This window comes from Paraburkholderia sp. C35 (genome assembly GCF_003121405.1).
Taxonomy (GTDB): Bacteria; Pseudomonadota; Gammaproteobacteria; order Burkholderiales; family Burkholderiaceae; genus Paraburkholderia.
This window is the reverse complement of sequence record NZ_QBUY01000013.1, coordinates 105818-124940: the sequence shown is the minus strand read 5'-3', so window position 1 is coordinate 124940 and position 19123 is coordinate 105818. Positions and strand designations below refer to the sequence as shown.

At 61.2% G+C, this 19123-nt stretch carries 15 protein-coding genes and 1 pseudogene; 2 read left to right on the top strand and 14 right to left on the bottom strand.

All coding sequences use genetic code 11. The features are described 5' to 3' along the window. Positions 1-146: 146 nt before the first annotated feature. Positions 147-1736: an exopolyphosphatase gene (gene ppx / locus DK391_RS11515; protein WP_204117342.1), complete on the bottom strand. Its 1590-nt coding sequence runs from the start codon at positions 1734-1736 to the stop codon at positions 147-149. A gap of 199 nt (positions 1737-1935) precedes the next feature. Here ppx and ppk1 point away from each other — a divergent pair, with 199 nt between their 5' ends. Further along, the gene (gene ppk1, locus DK391_RS11510; RefSeq protein WP_109478119.1) at positions 1936-3999 is read left to right on the top strand and encodes a polyphosphate kinase 1; all 2064 of its coding nucleotides are present in this window, start codon (positions 1936-1938) and stop codon (positions 3997-3999) included. A 783-nt stretch (positions 4000-4782) separates the two neighbouring features. Here the strand turns inward: ppk1 and phoR are convergent. The 11 genes from phoR to DK391_RS11455 all read right to left on the bottom strand — a co-directional run bounded on the left by phoR (position 4783) and on the right by DK391_RS11455 (position 17125). Continuing rightward, positions 4783-6096 (bottom strand): phosphate regulon sensor histidine kinase PhoR, encoded by a 1314-nt coding sequence (gene phoR / locus DK391_RS11505; RefSeq protein ID WP_109478118.1) that lies wholly within the window; start codon positions 6094-6096, stop codon positions 4783-4785. A gap of 102 nt (positions 6097-6198) precedes the next feature. Continuing rightward, entirely contained in the window at positions 6199-6900 is a 702-nt protein-coding gene (phoB, locus tag DK391_RS11500) for a phosphate regulon transcriptional regulator PhoB (RefSeq protein ID WP_006051991.1), read from the bottom strand. 80 nt (positions 6901-6980) lie between these two features. Further along, the gene (gene phoU / locus DK391_RS11495) at positions 6981-7685 is read right to left on the bottom strand and encodes a phosphate signaling complex protein PhoU (RefSeq protein ID WP_109478117.1); all 705 of its coding nucleotides are present in this window, start codon (positions 7683-7685) and stop codon (positions 6981-6983) included. A 31-nt stretch (positions 7686-7716) separates the two neighbouring features. Then, positions 7717-8565: a phosphate ABC transporter ATP-binding protein PstB gene (pstB, locus tag DK391_RS11490; protein ID WP_109478116.1), complete on the bottom strand. Its 849-nt coding sequence runs from the start codon at positions 8563-8565 to the stop codon at positions 7717-7719. A gap of 15 nt (positions 8566-8580) precedes the next feature. Then, positions 8581-9477 (bottom strand): phosphate ABC transporter permease PstA, encoded by an 897-nt coding sequence (gene pstA / locus DK391_RS11485; RefSeq protein ID WP_109478115.1) that lies wholly within the window; start codon positions 9475-9477, stop codon positions 8581-8583. Beyond that, a complete protein-coding gene (gene pstC / locus DK391_RS11480) occupies positions 9474-10472 on the bottom strand; it encodes a phosphate ABC transporter permease PstC (RefSeq protein ID WP_109478114.1) in 999 nt (332 codons plus the stop codon). The genes pstA and pstC overlap by 4 nt, the downstream gene beginning before the upstream one ends. 167 nt (positions 10473-10639) lie before the next feature. Next, positions 10640-11671, bottom strand: coding sequence for a phosphate ABC transporter substrate-binding protein PstS (pstS, locus tag DK391_RS11475; RefSeq protein WP_109478113.1), 1032 nt, complete (start codon positions 11669-11671; stop codon positions 10640-10642). A 308-nt stretch (positions 11672-11979) separates the two neighbouring features. Then, positions 11980-13338 carry a phosphoglucosamine mutase gene (gene glmM / locus DK391_RS11470; RefSeq protein ID WP_109478112.1) on the bottom strand — a complete coding sequence of 453 codons (1359 nt, stop codon included), beginning with the start codon at positions 13336-13338 and terminating at the stop codon, positions 11980-11982. 28 nt (positions 13339-13366) lie between these two features. Further along, on the bottom strand, positions 13367-14251 hold the full coding sequence (gene folP / locus DK391_RS11465) for a dihydropteroate synthase (RefSeq protein WP_109478111.1): 885 nt from the start codon (positions 14249-14251) through the stop codon (positions 13367-13369). Between the two features lie 134 nt (positions 14252-14385). Beyond that, the gene (ftsH, locus tag DK391_RS11460) at positions 14386-16275 is read right to left on the bottom strand and encodes an ATP-dependent zinc metalloprotease FtsH (RefSeq protein ID WP_109478110.1); all 1890 of its coding nucleotides are present in this window, start codon (positions 16273-16275) and stop codon (positions 14386-14388) included. 187 nt (positions 16276-16462) lie between these two features. Further along, positions 16463-17125: an RlmE family RNA methyltransferase gene (locus DK391_RS11455; protein ID WP_109478109.1), complete on the bottom strand. Its 663-nt coding sequence runs from the start codon at positions 17123-17125 to the stop codon at positions 16463-16465. Positions 17126-17393: 268 nt separating this feature from the next. On the opposite strand from DK391_RS11455, the pseudogene DK391_RS11450 reads away from it, so the two are divergent. Further along, a pseudogene (locus DK391_RS11450) lies at positions 17394-17936 on the top strand (YhbY family RNA-binding protein). Between the two features lie 160 nt (positions 17937-18096). Here DK391_RS11450 and DK391_RS11445 read toward each other — a convergent pair. Continuing rightward, on the bottom strand, positions 18097-18603 hold the full coding sequence (locus DK391_RS11445; protein WP_109478108.1) for a DUF4149 domain-containing protein: 507 nt from the start codon (positions 18601-18603) through the stop codon (positions 18097-18099). Positions 18604-18622: 19 nt separating this feature from the next. Further along, positions 18623-19099: a transcription elongation factor GreA gene (gene greA, locus DK391_RS11440; RefSeq protein WP_109478107.1), complete on the bottom strand. Its 477-nt coding sequence runs from the start codon at positions 19097-19099 to the stop codon at positions 18623-18625. Positions 19100-19123 lie beyond the last annotated feature (24 nt).

The window sequence follows — 19123 nt, the reverse complement described above, 5'->3', positions numbered from 1 at the left end:
TTTGTTTGTCTTGCGACGCTTGTAGTGGTTTGCTGGTTTTTTTGTCGCTGGCGTCCGCTCGTTGTTAGTGGTCTGCTAGCGTTGCCCCTGTGCGGGGCAGCACTAGCGGACCACTAACAAACCGCGGACGCCAGCAACAAAAAACCTCACTCTTCGGTATACACAACCCGATACGACGTCCGAATCTTCTCCCACTCAGCCGCCTCCTGAATGAGGCTGTAATCGGTCAGCGGATTATTCGACACCCAAGAGTTAGGAAGCCGCACCTCATACCCGCCATTCGCCTCAGAGACAGTAATCTCCGGCAACCCGGCATCCGCCCGCCGGCGGCAAAACAGCGCCGCCAGCCGCAGGCAAAACAGCAGCTTCCATTCGAGATCGCGCGTCTGCGCCAGCTTGCCGAGCTTACCCGCATGCCCCACAACCAGCGCCGCTAACCGCGCCTGATCCGTGCGCGAAAAACCCGGCATATCCGCATTGCTCGCGATATACGCCGAATGCTTGTGATACGCGCTATGCGAAATCGACAGCCCGATCTCATGCAAGGCAGCAGCCCAGCCGAGGAACATGCGATTCTCTTCCCGCACCTCTGCATCAGGCTCATCGAGCTGGTCGTAAAAGCGCACCGCCAGTTCACCAATGCGCGCCGCCTGCGCGCGGTCGACGCCATAGCGCCGCATAAACCCTTCGACCGTCACCGTGCGCATGTCCTGATGCTGCGAACGCCCCAGCAGGTCATACAGCACGCCGAGCCGCAACGCACCGTCCGTCGTGTCGACATACTCGACGCCCAGTTCGTCGAACACGGCAATCATGATCGACAGGCCACCCGCCAGCACGGGTACGCGATCAGGCTTGAGCGCGATCAGCTTCAGCCGGTTGACGTTCTCCGCCTTGATCAACGCACGCTTGAGCCGCTCGAGGCCGCCGCGCGAAATGCCATGGGTGATGCCCGGGTCGTTGAAATCGTTCGCTTCGATCAGTTCGGCCAGCGCGCGTGCCGTACCCGATGAGCCAATGCCCTGCTCCCAGCCCTCGGCCTTGTAGTCGGCGGAAATGATCTGGATTTCGCGCGACGCTGCTAGCTCGGCCTGACGCATCGTGAACTCGTCGACATTGCCCGCCGGAAAGAACTGGCGGCTATGGCTCACGCAGCCGATGTACAGACTCTCCATGCGGATCGGCGTGTAGTGCGAACCGATAATGAATTCCGTCGAGCCACCGCCAATATCCACGACGAGCCGCTTGCCCGCGCTCGCCGGCACCGAATGCGCAGCGCCTGCATAAATCAGGCGCGCTTCTTCGCGGCCCGCAATCACTTCGATGGGGAAGCCGAGTGCCGCTTCCGCTTCGCCGAGAAATTCCTCCGCGTTCTTTGCGACGCGCAGCGTGTTGGTGGCGACGGCACGCACATGATCGGGATGGAAATCGCGCAGACGTTCGCCGAAACGCTTCAGCGCATCCCAGCCGCGCTCCTGCGAAGCACGGTCGAGCATTTTTTCGCGCGACAGACCCGCTCCGAGCCGGACCGGTTCGCGCAGCGCATCGACCTGATAGATCTGGCTGCCCGCTTCGGTTTCTTCGACGCGGCCCACGATCAGGCGGAAACTGTTCGAGCCGAGATCGACGGCGGCAAGGAGTGGCGGAGTGTTGACCATCGGATGTGAGGACCTCATGCGCGCGCTCGATGCACCCATAGCGGGCGCGTTCTGTGGCGCGTTGTTCAAAGCCGCCATTTTAAGCGTACTCGTCATTACGCTGTCACCTCCGCCATTGTCGAGCGATATCGTCACACATGCTTGCGTCATATTTACGACATGGCCCGGCAAAAGCGTAAAATCATGACAAAAGCTATTTACATGCAACTGTCATCATACTGTGAGAATTTCCGAGCGTCCTTTCGAGTCACCATCCGACATTTCTTTCTCACCGCCGATGTCCAACCGCTACCCTCTTCTGAACCGCGAGCTGGGCATTCTGGGGTTCAACGAACGCGTCCTCGCGCAGGCCGCTGACCCAGCTGTACCGCTACTCGAACGCTTGCGTTTTATCTGTATCACCAGCAGCAATCTCGACGAATTCTTCGAAGTCCGCATGGCCGGCCTTCAGGAACAGATGCGCGACAATCCCGGCGCGCTATCGCCTGACGGCATGTCGCTGCAGCATTGCTACGACCTCGTCGTAGAACGCGCGCAGAAGCTCGTGCACCGGCAATACACGATGTTGCAGGACACGGTGCTGCCCGCGCTCGAAGACGAAGGCATCTACTTCCACGGCACGGAAGCGTGGAACGACGCGCAGACGCAATGGGCGCGCGAGTACTTCTTCAATGAACTGCTGCCCGTGCTGACGCCGATCGGCCTCGATCCCGCGCACCCGTTTCCGCGCGTGCTCAACAAGAGCCTGAATTTCGTCGTCGAACTGGAAGGCAAGGATGCCTTTGGCCGCCAGGCGGTGATGGGCATCGTGCAGGCGCCGCGTGCGCTGCCGCGCCTCGTGCGCATGCCGCAGGAACTGTCTGGCTATCCGCATGGCTTCGTGCTGCTCAGCTCGTTGCTGCAGCGTTTTGTCGGTGAACTGTTTCCGAATCTCACCGTGCGCAGCTGCAACCAGTTCCGCATCACGCGCAACAGCGAACTGTTCGTCGACGAAGACGAAATCACCAATCTGCGCGTCGCGCTGCAGGGCGAACTGCCCGCGCGCCACCTGGGCAATGCAGTGCGTTTGGAGATGTCGGCGGGCACGCCTGCTCATCTGATGCGGCGCCTGCTCGACGAAAGCGGTCTGTCGCAGAAGGACTGCTATTTCGTCGATGGCCCGGTGAATCTCGTGCGGCTGATGCAATTGCCCGAGATGGTGGATCGCCCCGATCTGAAGTTCGTGCCGCACATTCCTGCTACGCCGCCGCAAATTGCCAACAGCGCGAGTCTGTTCGACGTGATCGATCAGGGCGACGTGCTGCTGCATCATCCGTACGAGAGCTTCCAGCCGGTGCTCGAACTGCTGCTGCAGGCCGCGAAAGATCCGAACGTCGTCGCGATCAAGCAGACCATTTATCGCACGGGCACGGATTCGCCGTTGATGGACGCGCTGATGCAAGCCGCGCGCAACGGCAAGGAAGTGACGGTGGTGGTCGAACTGCTGGCGCGCTTCGATGAAGAGACCAACATCAACTGGGCGTCGCAGCTCGAAGCGGTGGGCGCGCATGTGGTGTATGGCGTGGTGGGCCACAAGTGCCACGCGAAGATGATGCTGATCGTGCGGCGCGTGTCAGAAGGCGGCAAGTCGATCCTCAAGCGCTACGCGCATTTGGGCACGGGCAACTACCACCCTCGTACCGCGCGTCTTTACACCGACTTTGGTTTGATGACCGCCGATCAGAAGATCTGCGAAGACGTGCATCACGTGTTCCAGCAGCTCACGGGGATTGGCGGCGAGTTGCAGTTGCACGAGTTGTGGCAATCGCCGTTTACGCTGCACCCACGGCTGGTCGAATCGATTCGCGCTGAAGCCGAGCATGCACGTGCAGGGAAGCGCGCGCGGATCGTCGCGAAGATGAATGCATTGCTCGAGCCGACCGTGATTGCCGAGCTTTATGAGGCGTCGCAGGCGGGTGTGAAGATCGATCTGATCGTGCGTGGCGTGTGTGCTCTGCAGCCTGGGGTTGAGGGGCTGTCGGAGAACATTACCGTGCGCTCGATCGTGGGACGTTTTCTCGAGCATCATCGGATTTTTTACTTCTATGACAGTGGGCGCGAGCAGGTGTATCTGTCGAGTGCCGACTGGATGGATCGGAATTTCTTCCGGCGGGTTGAGGTTGCGTTTCCTATCAACAATCGACGGTTGAAGCGGCGGGTGATTGCTGAGGGCTTGTCCGCGTTTCTCGGGGATAATCAAGCCGCCTGGCTTATGCAGAGTGATGGGCATTATCGGCGCCGCCGGCCTGGGAAGTCTTCGCGGAATGCGCAGATGAGTTTGCTGGCGAAGTTTTGTTCTTAGGGTTTGGGTTTTTTGCTGGCGCTGGGGTTTGTGGTTTGCCTCTTCGCTGGCATCCGCGGTTTGTCTCTTCGCTGGCATCCGCGTGATGACTTGCCACTTCATGCGTCGCCCCTGTGCGGGGCAGCACCTACTTTTCTTTGCCGCCGCAAAGAAAAGTAGGCAAAAGAAAGCGGGCTAACACCGCCAATGCTAGTCGTTGCCTGCGGGCCCCCAACGGCCCCGTCCTGTACACGGCAACGCACTAGTCGTTGCCCGTTGCCAACGCTCTAAAGAGCGCCTCCCCCGCTTCAATCACCCGCAGTGCCGCGAGCGGCAGCGATTCGTTACGGCCGCCCAGGTGGCAAACGGTGTGTAGGTCGGTGCGCCGTATGCGTCGGCGATCCTACAAGACACACCGCCTTTGCTTTTCAGTCCGGAGTGGAGCGTGTACGGTGCGACAGCCGACACACCGTTTGCCACCTGGAGAACGCATGCACTTTGGTCGCGCATGCAGTGGCGCGGGCGCGTGAAGCGGGGGATGCGCGCATTAGAAAGTTGGCAACGAACGTGAGCGAGCACGTTGCCGTGCGAGGTGTAGGACCGGTTGGGGGCCCGCAGGCAGGAAGAAGGGTTGGCGGTGTTAGCCCGCTTTCTTTTGCCTACTTTTCTTTGCGGCGGCAAAGAAAAGTAGGTGCTGCCCCGCACAGGGGCGACGCATGAAGTGGTAAGTCATCACGCGGATGCCAGCGAAGAGACAAACCCCACATACCAGCGCCAGCAAAACTAAAACCAAAACCCAAACCATTACGCCGCATTCGACTGCAACCTTGCAGTCCTCGCAACCGGAAACCGCACGGTAAACACACTCCCGCGCCCTTCCTCACTCTTCACATCGAGCTGCGCATCATGCCGCTGCAGCACATGCTTGACGATAGCCAGCCCAAGCCCCGTCCCACCCGTATCCCGCGACCGACTCCGATCCACGCGATAAAACCGCTCGGTCAACCGCGGAATATCCGCAGCCGGAATCCCAAGCCCGCTGTCGGCTACGGTGAAAACGGCCTGCCCGCCTTGAGCATGCCAGCTCACTCCAATCGACCCGCCGTCAGGCGTATACCGGATCGCATTCGTCACCAGATTGCCGAACGCACTGAGTATCTCGGTCTCGACACCCGTCACGGTCAGGGCCTCGTCGGTATCGAATGAAATCCGATGGCGCCCGCCAGACAGGCTCTGCGCATCGTCCTGCAAATGCCGCAGCACCGCGCGCATATCGACCATCTGATTGCTAGGTGGCTTGTTGTCGCCTTCGAGCGTCGCCAGCACCAGCAGATCGCTGACGATATGCTGCATCCGCTGCGCCTGCTGCATCATCAGATCGAGATAGCGCACGCGCTCGCTCTCGTCGAGCGGCAACTCCCGCATCGTTTCGAGAAAACCGGCCAGCACCGTCAGCGGTGTCTTCAGTTCGTGCGAGACGTTGGCGACGAAGACGCGCCGCATCGCATCGGTGCGTTCCAGTTCCGTAATGTCCTGCGACAGCACCAGCTTGCGGTTCTCGCCATACGGAAACACCTGCACGGAAATCACGTTCTGCCGCTTGTCGCCCATGCCGCGCATGATCAGCATCTCGTCGTAATGATGCGAATTCAGGTAGCGGACAAAGTCGGGATGACGCACGAGATGCGTGATGTGCTGGCGTAGATCGCGCTTTGCGTCGAGGCCGAAGTGCTGCTCGGAAATGGCGTTGCACCATTCGATCTGATCGTGATCGTCGAGCATCGCCACGCCGTTCGGTGACGCCTGGATGGCCTGAATGAAGCGCGAATGCTGCTGCTCGACCTGACGCACCTGCGCATGCCAACGCTTCGCGAGCTTGTGCAGCCGGTAGTAGATCTCGCCCCAGATGCCGGGCGCGCTCGGCACTTCGCCATACACGGGCGCATCGAGCAGACGCCACAGACGCTGCTTGTGGAACGTGCTGAAGACGACCTGCGCAAGCAGCGCGAGCACGGCAATCGCCAACGCCAGCTTGGTGTTGACGAAAATGCCGACAGCCACGCACAGCACAGCGAGGAGCACAAGCGATACCAGGGAACGCGCCCAGATGATGTTCATGTGATCCTGCGATCTTGAAGACAAACCCAAAGACTTCAGAGACAACAAAGCGCGCTGCGTTGAGATGCCGCAGCGCGCTTCGTGTTTTCCAATCAGTTTACCTTATGCGCTCTTGGCCAGCCGGTATCCGCTGCCACGCACCGTTTCGATCATCGCATCGCAACCCGCCGGCTTCAGCGCAGCACGCAGACGCTTGATGTGCACATCGACCGTGCGCTCTTCGACGAACACGTGATCGCCCCACACCTGATCGAGCAGCTGCGTGCGGCTGTGCACGCGCTCCGGGTGCGTCATGAAGAAGTGCAGCAGACGGAATTCGGTCGGACCGAGGTCCAACTTGATCTCGCTGCCTTCTGCGTGCGCGGCGACGCGGTGCGTAGCCGGGTCGAGCTTCAGGCCGTTGATCGCGACGACGTCTTCCGTCAGCTGCGGCGCACGGCGGCGCAACACCGCCTTGATACGCGCCATCAGTTCCTTCGGCGAGAACGGCTTCGTCACGTAATCGTCGGCACCGATTTCGAGGCCGAGCACCTTGTCCTGCTCATCGCCACGTGCCGTCAGCATGATGATGGGAATGTGCTTGGTGCGCTCGTTGTTGCGCAGGTCGCGCGCAAACGCGATACCCGATTTGCCCGGCAGCATCCAGTCGAGCAGCACGAGATCGGGAAGCACATCGCTGATCAGGTTCTGCGCCTGTTCGGCGTTGTACGCACGAATCGGACAATGGCCCGCGTGTTGCAAGTTGACCGAGATCAGCTCGGAAATAGCGGGTTCATCTTCGATAACGAGAATACTGCTGGGCATCGGCGCCTCTTGATAAACGGTATGCGGTGAAAACGGTTATGTGCGCTGGCCGCTTCGCTTCGAAACGGTCAGCGCTGCGATCAGCTGAGCGCCTCGCGTTCGAGCGCGTCGCGGCCCATATGGCGCACGTCCGTACCCTTCACCACGTAAATGATGAACTCGGCGATGTTCTTCGCGTGGTCGCCGATCCGCTCGATCGCCTTGGCGATGAACAGGAAATCGAGGCCCACGGAGATCAGGCGCGGGTCTTCCGTCATGTACGAAATCAGCTTGCGCACGAACGCGCGGAATTCCTCGTCGATCGCCTTGTCGTCGCGCACGATCTGTGCGGCAGCGACCGTGTCCAGGCGCGCGAACGCGTCGAGCGCGCGGCGCAGGATGCTCACGGCCATATCGCCCGACAGCTTGATTTCAGCGATATTGATCGTGCGCGATGCGCCGTCTTCCGACAGGCGCTTGGTGCGCTTGGCGATCTTCTCTGCTTCGTCGCCGGCACGCTCGAGGTTCGTGATGGTCTTCGAGATCGCCATCACGAGGCGCAGGTCGCGTGCCGTCGGCTGACGACGCGCGATGATGTTGCTGCACTCTTCGTCGATCTCGACTTCCATCTGGTTCAGACGGTCTTCGGCGGCGATCACCTGATCGGCGATACCGATGTCGAACTCGTTCAATGCATTCATCGCGGCGACGATCTGCGCCTCGACGAGGCCGCCCATTTCGAGCACCTTCGAAGAGACTGCGTTCAGATCGGCGTCGAACTGGCTGGACAGGTGTTTGTCGGACATGTCGTACTCCCTAAGCTCGTTCGCTCTGCACTTAGCCGAAACGGCCCGTGATGTAGTCTTCCGTTTCCTTGCGGACCGGCTTGATGAAGATCTTTTCGGTGTCGCCGAATTCGATCAGTTCGCCCAGGTACATATAGGCAGTGTAGTCCGAACAACGCGCCGCCTGCTGCATGTTGTGCGTGACGATCACCACCGTATAGTCGCTCTTGAGTTCAGCGATCAGTTCTTCGATACGGCCCGTCGAAATCGGGTCGAGTGCCGAGCACGGCTCGTCGAGCAGCAGCACTTCCGGACGGATCGCGATGCCGCGCGCGATACACAGACGCTGCTGCTGGCCGCCCGACAGACCGTAGCCGCTCTGGCCGAGCTTGTCCTTCACTTCGTTCCACAGCGCCGCCTTCGTGAGCGCCCACTCGACGCGATCGTCCATTTCCGAGCGCGACAGCGTTTCGAACATCTTCACGCCGAAAGCGATGTTGTCGTAGATCGACATCGGGAACGGCGTCGGCTTCTGGAACACCATGCCGATACGCGCACGCAGCAGCGAGATGTCGCGCTTGGTGGTCAGCAGGTTTTCGCCGTCCATCAGGATTTCGCCTTCGGCGCGCTGCTCCGGATAGAGCGCGTACATCTTGTTGAACGTGCGCAGCAGCGTCGACTTGCCGCAGCCCGACGGGCCGATGAACGCCGTCACCTTGCCTTCGGGAATCTGCAGGTTGATGTTCTTCAGCGCGTGATACTTGTTGTAGAAGAAGTTCAGGTTGTTGACTTCGATCTTCGGGCGCGAAGGTGCTGCCGCTTGACCGCTCTGGGCCGGATCGAAACCGGCGGGTGCTGCCGGGCGTTCGACGGGATTCAGGTGAGTTTCTGCCATGTTCATCGGATCGCTCCGCCCTTACTTTTTCGAGAAGATCGTACGCGCAAGAATGTTGAGACCCAACACTCCGAGCGTGATCAGGAAGACGCCAGCCCACGCGAGCGACTGCCACTGCGCGAACGGACTCATCGCGAACTTGAAGATCGTGACCGGCAGGTTCGCAACCGGCTGATTCATGTCCATCGAGAAGAATTGATTCGACAACGCCGTGAACAGCAGCGGCGCCGTTTCGCCGGCGATACGTGCGATAGCCAGCAGCACGCCCGTCACGATGCCCGCGACCGACGCTTTCAGCGTGATCGACAGCACCATCTTCCACTTCGGCGTACCGAGTGCAAAGGCGGCTTCACGCAGTGCGTTCGGCACCAGCTTCAGCATGTTTTCCGTCGTGCGGATCACGATGGGAATCTGCAGCAGCGCGAGCGAGATCACACCTGCCCAGCCGCTGAAGTGGCCCATCTTGGCAACGACCAGCGCGTACACGAACAGACCGACCACGATCGACGGCGCCGACAGCAGGATGTCGTTGATAAAGCGCGTGATGCTCGCGAGCCAGCCCTTCTGGCCGTACTCGGCGAGGTACACGCCCGCCATGATGCCGATCGGCGTGCCGACGAACGTGGCCAGCACGACCAGCATCAGGCTGCCGACGATCGCGTTGGCGAGACCGCCGCCATCCGTGTTCGGCGGCGGCGTCGACTGCGTGAACAGCTCGACGGACAGGCCGCCGATACCGAGCCGCAGCGTCGTGTAGAGAATCCACACGAGCCACAGCAAGCCAAACGCCATGGCTGCGAGCGACATCGTCAGCGCGCGTGCATTGGTCACCTTGCGGCGCTTTTGCAGCTTGTTGCGCATCGCTTCGAGCGCGGCGACAGCGGTGCTGCCCGGCATATTCAACGAGGGTTGGCTCATTTTGCGCCCTCCCCTTTCTCGAGGCGAAGCAGCATGATTTTCGAAATCGCCAGCACGATGAAGGTAATCACAAACAGGATCAGGCCCAGTTCCATCAGCGCGGCCGTATGCAGGCCGGGCGCGGCTTCCGCGAATTCGTTCGCGAGCGCCGATGTAATGCTGGTACCCGGTGAAAAGAGCGACACGTTGTCGAGCAGATTGGTATTGCCGATCACGAACGTGACGGCCATCGTCTCGCCGAGCGCGCGGCCAAGGCCGAGCATCACGCCGCCGATCACACCCGTCTTCGTGAACGGCAGCACGATCTTCCACATCACTTCCCACGTCGTGCAACCGATGCCGTATGCCGATTCCTTCAGCAGCACGGGCGTGACTTCGAACACGTCGCGCATCACCGAGGCGATGTACGGAATGATCATGATCGCGAGAATCACGCCGGCGCACAGAATGCCGATGCCGATGGGCGGGCCCTTGAACAGCGCGCCGATGATCGGCATGCCGCCGAGCAGCGTGCCGAGCGGCTTTTCGAAGTACTGCGCGAAGATCGGCGCGAACACGAGCAGACCCCACATGCCGTACACGATCGACGGAATCGCGGCGAGCAGTTCGATCGCGATGCCGAGCGGGCGGCGCAGCCATGCGGGGGACAACTCGGTCAGAAAGAGCGCAATGCCGAAGCTCACAGGCACCGCGATGATGAGCGCAATGATCGACGTCGCAATCGTGCCGTAGATAGGCACCAGCGCGCCGAACTGCTCGGACGGTGGATCCCAGTCCGCCGTCCAGAGAAATGAGAGGCCGAATTTCTGGATCGTCGGCATCGAAGCGACGATCAGCGACACGATGATGCCGCCGAGCAGCAGCAACGTGACGATGGCGGACAGCCGGGCAATGCCGCCGAAAATGACGTCGCCCGCGCGGCTGGGCGCTTTCTGCGTCGTGCTGCCGGGCGGAGTCGACCGGGCCGAACCAGAAGTGAGAGGGAGGTCGGACATGGGAGCTGATAAACCTGTTTCCGGTTGCCGCATGGCGTATGCCACACAGCCAGAACTGAGGCCGCCGGGCCTCATCGAAGCCCGGCGGCCGGCCGCGCGCAGCGTGTTGCTGTGATGCGCGCGGTGGGTGCTGCTACTGTTTCGCGTCTACTGCTACGAATCGAGGCTTACTCGGCGCTTGCCTTGCCCGATGCGTCCTTGACCTTTGCCTTCCACTGCGTCTTGATTTCCGACACAACCGATTCCGGCAGCGAGATGTAGTCCAGATCGTTAGCAGCCTGGCCGCCGTTCTTGAACGCCCAGTCGAAGAACTTCAGCGTTTCCGCGCCTTGCGGACCCTTCTCTTGCGTCGTGTGCAGCAGCACGAACGTCGCGCCGACGATCGGCCCTGCGTTCTTGCCCGGCTCGTTCGTCAGGATCTGGTAGAACGACTTCGACCAGTCTGCGCCCGCTGCCGCTGCCTTGAAGGTTTCCGTCTTCGGCTCGACCACCGTGCCCGACGAGTTCTTCATGTCGACGAACGTCATGTGGTTTTGCTTCGCGTACGCCCACTCGACGTAGCCGATTGCGCCCGGCAGACGTTGCACGAATGCTGCGACGCCGTCGTTACCCTTGCCGCCCGTACCCGTCGGCCAGTTGACCGTCGAACCTTCGCCGATCTTCGACTTCCATTCCGGGTTGACCTTCGACAGGTAGTTCGTCCAGATGAACGACGTGCCCGAACCGTCGGCGCGGCGAACCACGGCGATGTCCGTATCCGGCAGCTTGACCTTCGGGTTCAGCGCTTCGATTGCCGGGTCATTCCACTTCTTGATCTTGCCGAGGTAGATGTCGCCGAGGACTTCACCCGACAGCGTGACTTCACCAGCCTTGACGCCCGGCACGTTGATCACGGGCACCACGCCGCCGACCACCGTCGGGAACTGGAACAGGCCTTCCTTCGCCAGTTCGTCGTCCTTCAGGGGAGCGTCCGAGCCTGCGAAATCAACCGTCTTCGCGACGATCTGCTTGATACCGCCCGACGAGCCGATGCCTTGATAGTTGACCTTGCCGCCGCCCGTCTTCTGGTAAGCATCTGCCCACTTCGTGTAGATCGGTGCTGCAAAGGTGCTGCCCGCGCCGGTGATGTCGGCGGCTTGCGCTGCGATCGCAAAGAGAGCGCCAGCCATGCCAGCGAACGCGGTTTGCATCAGTTTCATGTTTTCTCCGTGGTTGTGAGCGTGTGCAACGACACCGCGAAGAATAGTGGCCCATTGTGACAGTCACATGACTATCCGTGAACTTGATGTGACATTTCTATTACGGCGATGAAAGGCGCTATGTCAGGGTTTCTACTGCAGCAGCAGATGCGCGGTGGATCGGCGGCTTTGCGCTCGAAATTGGCTGAATGCCAACGTTTGCGGGCTTTCGTGCCTGCCCGAAGGTGGTGCGGCGTTGCGCCGCACCCGGCAGACGTAAAAAAGGGCGGCATGCGCCGCCCTTCTGGTCGAAACGATTCTGTCGCGAATCAGGTCGTCGCCTCTTTGACCACGGCGGCGATTGTTTCAGCGTGGTGCACGGCGTCGTTCTCGTGCGCTGCCTCGACCATCACGCGCAGAACCGGCTCGGTGCCTGATGCACGGATCAGCACACGGCCGCTGCCGTCGAGTGCGCCTTCGGCCTCGCTGATCGCGCGACGGATGGCATCGCTGCCCTTCCAGTCCGCGCCCGGCTGCATGCGGACGTTGATCAGCTTTTGCGGGAACAGCTTGACGGCTTCGAGCAGCTGTTCAAGTGAACGGCCGCTGCGCTTGACGGCTGCCAGCACCAGCAGCGCCGAGACGATGCCGTCGCCCGTCGAATGGCGATCCAGCGACAGGATGTGGCCCGAGCCTTCCGCGCCCAGTTCCCAGCCATGCTCGCGCAGTTGCTCCAGCACGTAGCGATCGCCGACGGCAGCGCGCACGAACTTCACGCCCACCTTCTTCAGCGCGACTTCGACGGCCATGTTGGTCATCAGCGTGCCGACCGCCCCGTCGACCTTGCCTTGCGTCGCGATACGGTCCTGCACCAGCACGTACAGCAGCTCGTCGCCGTTATAGAGCCGGCCGTTGGCATCGACGATCTGCAGACGGTCGGCGTCGCCATCGAGCGCAATACCGAGATCGGCCTTGTTCGCGCGCACGGCCCGCACCAGCGCGTCGGGTGCCGTTGCGCCAACGGCGTCGTTGATGTTGAAGCCGTTCGGCGAGACGCCGATCGTGATCACGTCCGCGCCGAGTTCGTGGAACACCTTCGGCGCGACGTCGTACGCGGCGCCATGCGCGCAATCGACGACCAGCTTCATGCCGCGCAGATCGAACGTCTGCGGGAACGTGCTCTTGCAGAACTCGATGTAGCGGCCAGCCGCGTCGTCGAGGCGTCGAGCCTTGCCGAGGCGTTCGGACGGCGCGCATTCGAGCGGCTTGTCCAGTTGCTCCTCGATCTGCAGTTCGACTTCGTCGGGCAGTTTGTTGCCGTCGGCGGAGAAGAACTTGATGCCGTTGTCGTAGTACGGGTTGTGCGACGCGCTGATCACGACGCCCGCCGCAAGACGCAGCGCGCGCGTGAGATACGCGACGCCGGGCGTCGGCATCGGGCCAGCCAGCATCACATCGACGCCTGCTGCCGAGAAACCCGATTCCAGCGCGGCTTCGAGCATGTAGCCCGACACACGCGTGTCCTTGCCGATCAGCACAGTCGGCCGGCTGCCCGTCTTCGCCCATGTGTCGGCGCCCGCGAGCACCTTGCCGGCTGCGTAGCCGAGGCGCAGCACAAAATCAGGCGTGATCGGACCTTCACCGACCTTGCCACGAATCCCATCTGTTCCGAAATATCGACGTGCCATGTTTGAATTTTCCTCCCAAGCGTGGAGATCAGGCGCTGCGCGCTGCGTCTCGCGTAGCCGCCCATACTTTCAGTGCATCCACCGTCTGCTCTACGTCATGCACGCGGATCATTGCCGCGCCCCGTTCAGCCGCACACACCGCCGCTGCGACGCTCGCCGCAACACGCTGCGGCGCCGGCCGGTTCACGACAGCACCCAGCATCGATTTGCGCGACATGCCGGCCAGAATCGGCAACGGCCTGCCGACGACCGGTGCAGTCTTAGGCAAGTGTGCGAGCAGCGCGTAATTATGCTCGACGGTCTTACCGAAGCCGAAGCCTGGATCGACGCTAATGCGATTTTTTGCAACACCGGCCTTTATCATTGTGTTGACACGTTCATCAAGAAAGGCTCGGACGTCGGCGACGACATCGTCATAAGCCGGCTCGCCGACCTGCATGGTCTGCGGCTCGCCGAGCATGTGCATCACGCACAGCCCGCACTGACTGTCCTTCACGGCGTCGATCGCGCCGGGCATCCGGAACCCCCAGATATCATTGATCAGATCAGCGCCGGCCGCCAGCGCATGGCGCATAACTTCAGGCTTATAGGTGTCGACGGAGACGAGAATATTCGCTTTGACTAGCTCCTCGACCAGTGGAATGACGCGCTTCAACTCTTCGTCGAGGGGGACGGGGGGCGCACCGGGCCGCGTCGACTCGCCGCCGATGTCGATGATGTCGGCGCCTTCCGTCAGCATGCGCTCGGCCTGCCGCCGTGCCTCGGCCGGATCGACGTAACTTCCGCCATCGGAAAACGAATCAGGCGTGACATTGAGAATGCCCATGACCAACGGACGTTCAAAGGTCAGGGAGAACCGGCCGCATTGCATCGGTTCAGGAATCGGATAAAGCGGGGAATCGACGTTTGACACGAGAAGAGGCGTAAGTCGCAGACGAGGGATTAGGAAGAACAGCGAAAAAACTGAATCGCGAGCCGAGCAGCATTAGAAATGAAAACGGGCCGGTGTGAAAACACACCGGCCCGTAAAACACCTTTAACCGATTATCAGGTAGCCGGCGCGGTCGCGCTGCCCGGCTTGACTTCCGTGCCCGGACTGCTGCCACCCGACGCATCGCCCGGCGACGGCGAGCTCTTCGGCGAGCGCGGCGGACGGCCAGCCATGATGTCGTTGATCTGATCGGCGTCGATCGTTTCCCACTCCATCAGCGCGGCTGTCATCGCTTCGACCTTGTCTCGGTTCTCGTCGAGCAGACGTCGTGCGAGGTTGTACTGCTCGTCCAGCACGCGGCGGATTTCGGCATCCACCTTCTGCTGCGTCGCTTCCGAGATCGTGCGCGTGAAGCCACGGCCAAACGGCCCTTGATCGTTCTCGTCGTCGACGTAGACCATCGGTCCCAGTGCGTCCGTCATGCCGAAACGCGCGACCATCGCACGTGCGGTCGAGGTTGCCTTGTTGAAGTCGTCCGATGCGCCCGTGCTGATCAGGTTCAGGAACAGTTCTTCCGCAACCCGGCCGCCGAACAGGATAGCCAGACGATCCAGCAGGTAATCCTTCGAGTACGTTTCGTTGTCGTGCTCCGGCAACTGCCACGTCACGCCCAGCGCACGGCCGCGCGGGATGATCGTGACCTTGTGCACCGGGTCAGCCTTCGGCAACAGCTTCGCGATCACCGCATGGCCCGACTCGTGGTACGCCGTCGCGCGCTTCGCGTCTTCGCGGATCACGGCCGACTTGCGCTCCGGACCCATGAAGATCTTGTCCTTCGCGTCTTCGAAATCCTGCATTTCGACGATGCGCTTGCCGCGACGTGCAGCGAACAGCGCCGCTTCGTTCACGAGGTTCGCCAGATCAGCGCCCGAGAAGCCCGGCGTGCCGCGTGCGATCACCGCTGCATCCACGTCGTTCGCGATCGGCACCTTACGCAGGTGCACCTTCATGATGTGCTCACGGCCACGGATATCCGGCAGACCGACATACACCTGACGGTCGAAACGGCCCGGACGCAGCAGCGCCTTGTCCAGCACGTCCGAACGGTTCGTCGCAGCGATCACGATCACGCCCGAGTTCGCCTCGAAGCCGTCCATTTCGACGAGCATCTGGTTCAGCGTCTGTTCGCGTTCGTCGTTACCGCCGCCCATGCCGGCGCCACGATGACGGCCAACCGCGTCGATTTCGTCGATGAACACGATGCAAGGCGCATGCTTCTTGGCCTGTTCGAACATGTCGCGCACGCGAGCGGCACCGACACCCACGAACATTTCAACGAAGTCCGAACCCGAGATGCTGAAGAACGGCACCTTCGCTTCACCGGCGATAGCACGTGCCAGCAGCGTCTTACCGGTTCCCGGCGGGCCGACCAGCAGCACGCCGCGCGGAATGCGACCACCCAGCTTCTGGAACTTCTGCGGATCGCGCAGGAAGTCGACCAGTTCGGACACTTCTTCCTTCGCCTCGTCGCAGCCCGCGACGTCCGAGAAATTGATGGCGTTGTTGTTCTCATCGATCAGACGCGCACGGGATTTACCGAACGAGAAGGCACCGCCTTTCCCGCCTCCCTGCATCTGTCTCATCATGTAGAACCAGAACCCGATAATCAGCATGGTTGGCCCGAGGTAATACAGCGCGGACACCAGCGCATTCGGCTCGTCATCAGCCTTGCCGCTGACCTGCACGCCATACTTCATCAGGTCGCCGACCATCCAGATGTCGCCCGGCGACACGATCTGATACTTTTGACCATCAGCCGGCGTCACCGTGAGGTTGCGCCCCTGAACGATCACGCTCTTGACCTTGCCGCTTTTCGCGTCGTCCATGAACTGCGAATAGGAAACGCCTTCCTGGACACGGGGCTTGTCGAACTGCTTGAACACCGTAAACAGCACCAGTGCGATAACCAGCCACACTGCTGCTTTCGAAAACATGTTGTTGTTCAAAGCACCACTCCTTCACTCATAGACAAGCGCCTACATTTGCCTTGCGGCACCACTCAGGCATTCTAATCCAGTCCGCAGACCCCTGCCATAAGCATTCGCTACCGCATAAATAGCGTGCCGCGCAACCTCAGCGCTCTTATTTTCCAGCTCCCCCGGAAATGCGGGCTCACATTTCACTGCACCCTGCTCAACGGGGCCGCTTCAGGTGCCTGCCGAGAATGAACGTCTCGGACGACTTGTCCCGGGACGCCTTCGGCTTGCGTGCAGCCACCGTTTTGAACTGGTGCTTGAACTTTTCGACAATCTGGCTGTAACCGCTGCCGTGAAAGCATTTGACTAAAAGGGCACCATCAGGTTTCAGGTGGTTTTGCGAAAACTCCAACGCGAGATCGCACACATGCTCGATCCGCGCGGCGTCCGCCACCGCCACTCCCGACAGGTTGGGCGCCATATCCGAAATTACAAGGTCCACGTCGCGCTCTCCGACAACTTCTTCGAGCTGCTCCAGCACGCTGTCCTCGCGGAAGTCGCCCTGGATGAAGTGAACGTCGGCGATGGGCTCCATCGGCAGCAGGTCGAGCGCGATGATCGTGCCGTCAACGCCGCCTTCGCGCTGCGTGTCGCGGTTCTTGCCCTGCGCCAGCTTGTTGCGCACGTACTGGCTCCAGCTGCCGGGCGCCGCGCCGAGATCGACGACGACCTGTCCGGGACGGATCAGCTTGTCCTGTTCGTCGATTTCCTTCAGCTTGTAGGCGGCGCGGGCGCGATAGCCCTCCCGTTGCGCCATTTTCACGTACGGATCGTTGATATGGTCGTGCAGCCACGACGTGTTGAACTTGTTTTTTGCCATTAAACGTTGAACTCTTGCTACGTAATGCAGCGCTTTTAGCGGATAATACGCGTTTAATTCGCGCGGCTGCAGCCAAAGGCCGTCATCCGCGCTCGTGGTTCTGCTTGCAGTCCGCGCCGCCATCGCTTGTCGCACCCGGCCTGGCGCTGTATTCATCGCAGTTTCTATTTTCTCGCGCGCCGCCTGTTGTTTCGCCGGATTGCCGGTTTTCCGGACCACCGATCCCTGCTCGCGGGCGCCGCCATTTTAGTCGAGTCTTCCACTTCTCATGCCAGCCCTCAAAGTTTCCTCCGAACAACGCGCCGATCTGCGCTCCCAGGCTCACGCGCTCAAGCCGGTCGTGCTCGTCGGCGCCGAAGGGCTGACCGACGCCGTGCTGGCCGAAATCAAGGTCCACCTGAAAGCACATCAGCTGATCAAGATCCGCGTGTTCGGCGACGAACGCGAAGAGCGTGTCGCCATTTATGACGAAATCTGCGACCGGCTCAGTGCCGCGCCGATCCAGCATATCGGCTAGCTGCTGGTTATCTGGAAGCCCGAAAAGGTCGCCACCGAACGCGCACCTGTCGCGGCGAAGGCCAAACGCGGCACGTTGCCGAGCGCGCGCGAAGCAATGGGCGATGAACCGTCGAACAAGGGCCGTGCGCCGCGCGTCGTGAAGGTCGTCAAGCCGTCGGAAAATCCGATGCGCAAGCCGAAGGCGCAAAAACTGGTGGTGCGCGGCAATGAACGCGTCACCGCGGGCGGCAACATCAAGAAGGCGAAGAAGCGTCAGACGAGCGCGAAGCGCTCGCATCAGACGTCGAAGTAAGCACGGAAGCGGCGCGGCAGACATTTCGTCGAGTCGCGCCTTTCGGAGAGAACGCTGAACGCCGCGTCATGTCCGCTTGTTGCGATGAGCAGCGACGCCTCAGCCACACGCGAAACTTGCGCCGGATATAACGGCAATTCGCGTGCTCAGCATCGGCATATCACCCCGCCGTCCGCCCCGCGACGCGCGACGCGCCCTGCTCGATGGCAAGACCGGCGCCCGCCGGCAGCTTCCAGGCGAGCACGATCCCAAGCAGGCTTTCGATCAGGTAGAACACGCTCGACACGCCATGCAGCATGCCAAAGCGGCTCGCATACACGGAATGACCAACGTCCGTACCGGCTTCCTGCGCGGCGATGCGCAATGCATTCATAAACGGCTGCAGCGCAAAATAGCCGACCAGCACGCACACCAGCATACCGGCCACCAGCCAGCGCAGACGCCTGTATGCGTCGCCACCGCGCCGCACCATCACGTTGCACAACGCGAGCAGCAACACGCCGCACACCACACCGATCACGCCTTCAATGCGAAACAGCTGTGCCGCGACGGCGCCCGCCGTCACACGGTCGAGCGACGTGAAAAGCACGGGCGCAACAGCGTAGCCAATGGTCAGCAGGCTACCGACCCACACAACCGTCAGCAGACGGAACAGGCGATGCGGCATGGTCGACACGGCAGCCGCCTCAGACGTAGCGAACCGCGATGATTTCGTACTCGCGCACGCCGCTCGGTGCCTGCACCGCCGCGACGTCGCCTTCCGACTTGCCGATCAGCGCCCGCGCGATCGGCGAGCTGACGGAGATGAGGCCGCGCTCGAGATCGGCTTCGTCGTCGCCGACGATCTGATAGGTAACCGAATCACCCGAATCGAGATCTTCCAGGTCGACCGTTGCAGCGAACACGACGCGGCCTTCCGCGTCGAGCGCGGACGGATCGATGATCTGCGCAGCCGCCAGCTTCGACTCGATGTCGGCGATGCGGCCTTCGATAAAGCCCTGCTTTTCTTTCGCAGCGTCGTACTCGGCGTTATCCGAGAGATCGCCCTGGGCACGCGCTTCCGCGATGGAATTGATGACGGCAGGACGCTCAACCGATTTCAAACGCTGCAATTCGTCGCGCAACTGATCTGCGCCGCGCTTCGTCAATGGAATAGTGCTCATAAACAACTCTTTGGCAAAAGACAG